Raw genomic sequence first — 4885 nt, forward strand, 5'->3', positions numbered from 1 at the left:
TGGAACAGATCAGCCAGGTCTTCGCCGGCATCAAGGAACAGTTCGGCCGCCTCGACATCCTGGTCAACAACGCCGCGACCAACCCGCAGTTCTGCAACGTGCTGGACACCGACCTCAGCGCCTTCCAAAAAACCGTCGACGTGAACATCCGCGGCTACTTCTTCATGTCCATCGAAGCCGGCAAGCTGATGCGCGAAAACGGCGGCGGCAGCATCATCAACGTGGCGTTTGCCAAGGAATGTGCGCAGTTCGGGATTCGGTGCAATGCCTTACTGCCGGGTTTAACTGACACCAGGTTCGCTTCGGCACCGGCGAAGAACGAGGCTATTTTGAATACGGCTTTGCAACAGATTCCGCTCAAGCGAGTGGCAGATCCGAGTGAAATGGCGGGAGCGGTGCTTTATTGGGCGAGTGATGCTTCGAGTTATACGACTGGGGTTTCGTTGAATGTGGATGGTGGGTTCTTGTCCTGATTCGCATTTCCGAGTGAAAGAAAGGCAGTTGTTTAGCCGCCTTTCTTTCAAGATCGCTTTGAGGGCGATTGCGCGTCACATTGCCGACTACTGCCAATCAGGATCAGGCAGCACAGGACTTGATCAAACTCAAGTCATCTCGGTTCTACTACTGCAAAGTGCTAATCGGTAGAGTAATAGGTGTAGTCATACCTCGGCATGATATTGTCAACTGAAAAGCACCAGCATTGTTCCTCCCGGTAACCCCCCATCTAAAAGTTTTACCCTCGACACTAAAGCCTGGCACGCTTACTAAATCTCCATTATCGAGACCACTAACAACTACAGCTCCAATCTTGAACTCTAACCCTCTCATGGGACTGTCTAATTTCGGTATTAATTCCACGATTTTTGGTTTGTCCCGGATAAATAAATTACTTTCATCAGTAATAGGCATGTTGTCTATCCTCACATCGGCTTCGTCGGCAAGATTGTCTGATAGCAATTTACTGGTCGTAACCGTGATCGGAGTGGGCACGCCTTTTGCCGACAAAGATAGTTGAAAAGTGCCCTTCCTGGACTTTCCGAAAACCTTCCAACTATGAGTTGTTTGCTCACTCTCAAATGCCGGAGCACTTTCCAGGTTAAGTGGATTAAGACCACTTTTTATCTTGTAATTCAACTGGACGGGTAGACCCGCCAGTGGGCTGCCAGGTTTTGCTACCAACGTGATAGTTTTCGGTACATTCCAGAAAAACCAATTCCCTTCGAGAGGTACGGTTCTATCGTCAATTTTCACGTCGGCCTCATCCGCCAGATTGCTCGAAATCACCAGGCTACGGCGCTCCCACGGTTCAACCACTTCCCTGCTGAAAAACACCAGGGTGATACGACCGCTCTTGCCAGCGTCCGGCGTGATCTTCCAATGGAACTGGCCATCGACGGGAGCCACCCAATCGTCAAAATTCGGCGATGCAACGATGTTTAAACCGCCACCCTCAGTCAGCCCCAGATTGAGCTCCCCGGCGATCGCGGGTGGAACCTCCACCGTCACATCGTTCTCCTGCCCACGGAGCAAAACGAACTCCGCCCCCCATTCCACTTTGCTGCCGTTGATCAACAACGTGGCTTGTTCCCAAGGGCTTGCTGCGGCGGTTGCAGCGTTTAGTTCGGCGGTCATGACGACGATTCCTTTTCAGCGATGGACATAAAAAACCGTCCGTTAACTATCAGGAAAAGTCGGCACTCTGGAAACTGTCATAACTGACAGGTCGGTTAGAACATGGTGCGATAAAAACCCAAGCTCTCGTATCAAAAGTCATATAGAGAATGCAATCCGTGCTCCACTCGCAAGCGGGCTCACTCTCGTATTCAGTGCCTGCCAGATCGGCGAAATGGAACAGATCAGCCAAGGCTTCGCCGGCATAAGGAACGGTTCGGCCGCCTCGACATCCTGTTCAACAACGCCGCGACCAACCCGCCGTTCTGCAACGTACTGGACACCGACCTCAGCGCCTTTCAGAAAACCGTCGACGTGAACATCCGCGGCTACTTCTTCATGTCGGTCGAAGCCGGCAAGCTGATGCGCGAAAACGGCGGCGGCAGCATCATCAACGTCGCTTCGATCAACGGTGTTTCACCGAGCATCTTCCAGGGCATCTACTCGGTGACCAAGGCTTTGGCACTGGTGAAGAACGAAGCCATCCTGAACACCGCTTTGCAGCAGATTCCGCTCAAGCGCGTGGCGGATCCGAGTGGGATGGCGAAGGCAGTACTTTATCTGGCTAGCGATGTTTCAAGTTATGTGACCGGGGTTTCGTTGAATGTGGATGGTGGGTTTTTGTCCTGAGTTTGGGTCAAAGACGGTCAGTTGGCCTAAAGACACCCAGTTAAAATGAAAAAAGGTAACCATAGAAGTAGGAGCCGGCTTGCGGCTCCTACCTGGCTCCTACAGTCTTGGCTCCTTAGCGGGTCGACATTAGCTGTTTGGCTACCTTGGGGGATTTGCAGATTTGTTCGATGATATTAACCAATTTCGTCCACTGTACAAACCATCTCCAAATCAGGCAGCGCGGGATCAATGAATTTGAACAGCAATGAAAATATGCCATGGTCTCTAGGATCGCTTCCGCAAAACATAGTCCAGCTTGCGCCTGTTACTGAATCTACTGTTTGTACGACTCCAAAATTCGGCGTCATCCGCACGGTTCCGTTTGGAAATCTCCCAATTTCCACTTTGACTTGAAGAGTTTCGATAACACTACTTGGCTTAAGCTTAAGCATCAAGGTCGAATTGCCCCCCCTGGATGGATGGTGAACACCACTTGGGTTAATCAGACGCCCCTTGAACCAGAACTCAAGCTCCGTTCGAATATCTCCCATTAGCTGGAGGGTTGGAGACCTAATCTCAGCCCTTTCGTCATCGAATGATGCCACCAAGTCAAATGCCCCCCATTTAGCCTCCGCAGCTGTGACCAACCAATTATGGGCTGTCACAACTTGCATAAGTGGAGGTGCGCTGGAGATGTCGTTCGGAGAAAGTCCAGATTTCGGCTCCATACTCAGCCTCAAAGGGGCGCGGGATAAAAAGCCGCCGTTTTTATACGTCAACTTCAACTCCTTTGTATCACCGCCAAAAAATATCGCACCTTCATCGGGAATGGTTGCTCCGCCCAACAAAAACGTTGCCTCGTCAGAAAGGTTATTTGACAATAGGGTACTGTTTAGCAATGTAATCGGCGTAGCCATACCCTTGCCCGATAATGACAACTGGAAAATACCGCTTCTAGTGTTTCCCGTCACTGCCCAGCTATACGTGGTTTGCTCACTGCCGAAGTTTGGCGCACTCTCCACGTTTTCATCAACAAGCCCGCTTTTGACTTCGCAAGTCAGCGTAATCGGAAGACCGGCCAGCGGACTGCCTGGTAGGGGGGTCAATGTGACCGTTTGTGCTTTATCCCGAATAAACCAATTGCCCCCGGGAGGTACAACGGCGCCGCCAATCTTCACCTCTGCTTCATCCGCCAGATTGCTCGAAATCACCAGGCTTCGGTGCTCCCACGGCACGAACACGTCCGTGTTGTAAAAACTCAGGGTGATACGACCGCTCTTGCCAACGCCCGGCGTAATCTTCCAATTGAACTTGCCATTGGCGGGAATCACCGATTCGTCAAAAACCGGCGATGCCGTGATGTTCAAACCGCCACTGTTAACCAGCCCCATTTTGAGCGTCCTGGCGATTTCAAGTGGGGCCTCTACGGTTACATCGTTCTCCTCCCCACGGAGCAAAACAAGTTCCGCCCCCCATTCCACCTGCTTATCGTTGATCCACAAGGTGGCTCGTTCCCAAGGGTTTGATACAGTGGCTACAGCGTTTGACTTGGTGGTCATGACGACGATTCCTTTTGCGCAATGGACATAAAAAACAGTCCGTTAACTATTAGGGAAAGCCGACAAAGTTGAAACTGTCATAAATGACAGATCAACTAGAACAAGTTGCGATAAAAACCCAATTTCCCTATCAAAGACATGCACAGATTGAAATCAGTGCTTGGTTCGGTAACGGGGTCACTTTCGTATCCGGTGCTTGCCATACATCGGTGAAGCCAGCACCTTGCAGAACACCGTCGACGTCAATATCTGCGGTTACTTCTTCATGTCAGTCGAAGCCGGCAAGCTGATGCGCGAAAACGGCGGCGGCAGCATCATCAACGTTGCATCAATCAATGGCGTTTCGCCGGGGATCTTCCAGGGCATCTACTCGGTGACCAAGGCGGCGGTGATCAACCTGATCAAAGTGTTCGCCAAGGAATGTGCGCAGTTCGGGATTCGATGCAATGCCTTGCTGCCGGGCCTGACCGACACCAAGTTTGCTTCGGCATGGTGAAGAACGAAGCCATCCTGAACACCGCTTTGCAGCAGATTCCGCTCAAGCGAGTGGCGGATCCGAGTGAAATGGCGGGGGCGGTGCTGTACCTGGCAAGTGACGCCTCCAGCTACACCACCGGGGTTTCATTGAATGTGGATGGTGGTTTTTTGTCCTGAATCAGCAGCTTAAAAAGGCAGCGCTAGCTGCCTTTTTTGTTCAACGCAAATTTACACCTGATTGGCACTCTCATTGATATGGACATTAACGACATCAACATGATCGCCAACACCTGAAAATCTAAACAAAAACTCACTCGGCCAGGAATAGATATTTTTTGCCACATCCATTCGCCACACCATTGAACCGGGTCCGACGATATAACTGGCAGGCAGCCTCGGCTGAACTGATAGAAACCCACCCCCTTCAATCTCCACAGTATCGCCTACCATTTCTGGCGATGCGTTAACTAAAAAAATATGCTTGCCCCAATCCCCAATAGTGGCCTCACCAACACCATCAATCATTTCTACATTTTTGCCGGCTACGTTATAGCTGACATCAATTT

At 51.0% G+C, this 4885-nt stretch carries 3 protein-coding genes and 3 pseudogenes; 3 read left to right on the forward strand and 3 right to left on the reverse strand.

The window, feature by feature from the left end:
- Window positions 1-473, forward strand: a 473-nt coding sequence (locus EI969_RS14255) for an SDR family oxidoreductase (protein WP_160388373.1), incomplete at its 5' end; no start/stop codon positions are given.
- Between the two features lie 148 nt (window positions 474-621).
- Here the strand turns inward: EI969_RS14255 and EI969_RS14260 are convergent.
- Entirely contained in the window at window positions 622-1632 is a 1011-nt protein-coding gene (locus EI969_RS14260; RefSeq protein ID WP_160388374.1) for a hypothetical protein, read from the reverse strand.
- Between the two features lie 121 nt (window positions 1633-1753).
- Here EI969_RS14260 and EI969_RS14265 point away from each other — a divergent pair.
- Window positions 1754-2301: pseudogene (locus EI969_RS14265) on the forward strand (SDR family oxidoreductase); the annotation flags it as partial.
- Between the two features lie 176 nt (window positions 2302-2477).
- Here EI969_RS14265 and EI969_RS30265 read toward each other — a convergent pair.
- Window positions 2478-3842, reverse strand: coding sequence for a hypothetical protein (locus EI969_RS30265; protein ID WP_178120676.1), 1365 nt, complete (start codon window positions 3840-3842; stop codon window positions 2478-2480).
- Window positions 3843-4107: 265 nt separating this feature from the next.
- On the opposite strand from EI969_RS30265, the pseudogene EI969_RS14275 reads away from it, so the two are divergent.
- Window positions 4108-4496, forward strand: a pseudogene (locus EI969_RS14275) (SDR family oxidoreductase).
- Window positions 4497-4547: 51 nt separating this feature from the next.
- Here the strand turns inward: EI969_RS14275 and EI969_RS14280 are convergent.
- A pseudogene (locus tag EI969_RS14280) lies at window positions 4548-4885 on the reverse strand (hypothetical protein); the annotation flags it as partial.

The sequence above is a fragment of the Pseudomonas sp. PB101 genome (assembly GCF_009764265.1).
Classification (GTDB): domain Bacteria; phylum Pseudomonadota; class Gammaproteobacteria; order Pseudomonadales; family Pseudomonadaceae; genus Aquipseudomonas.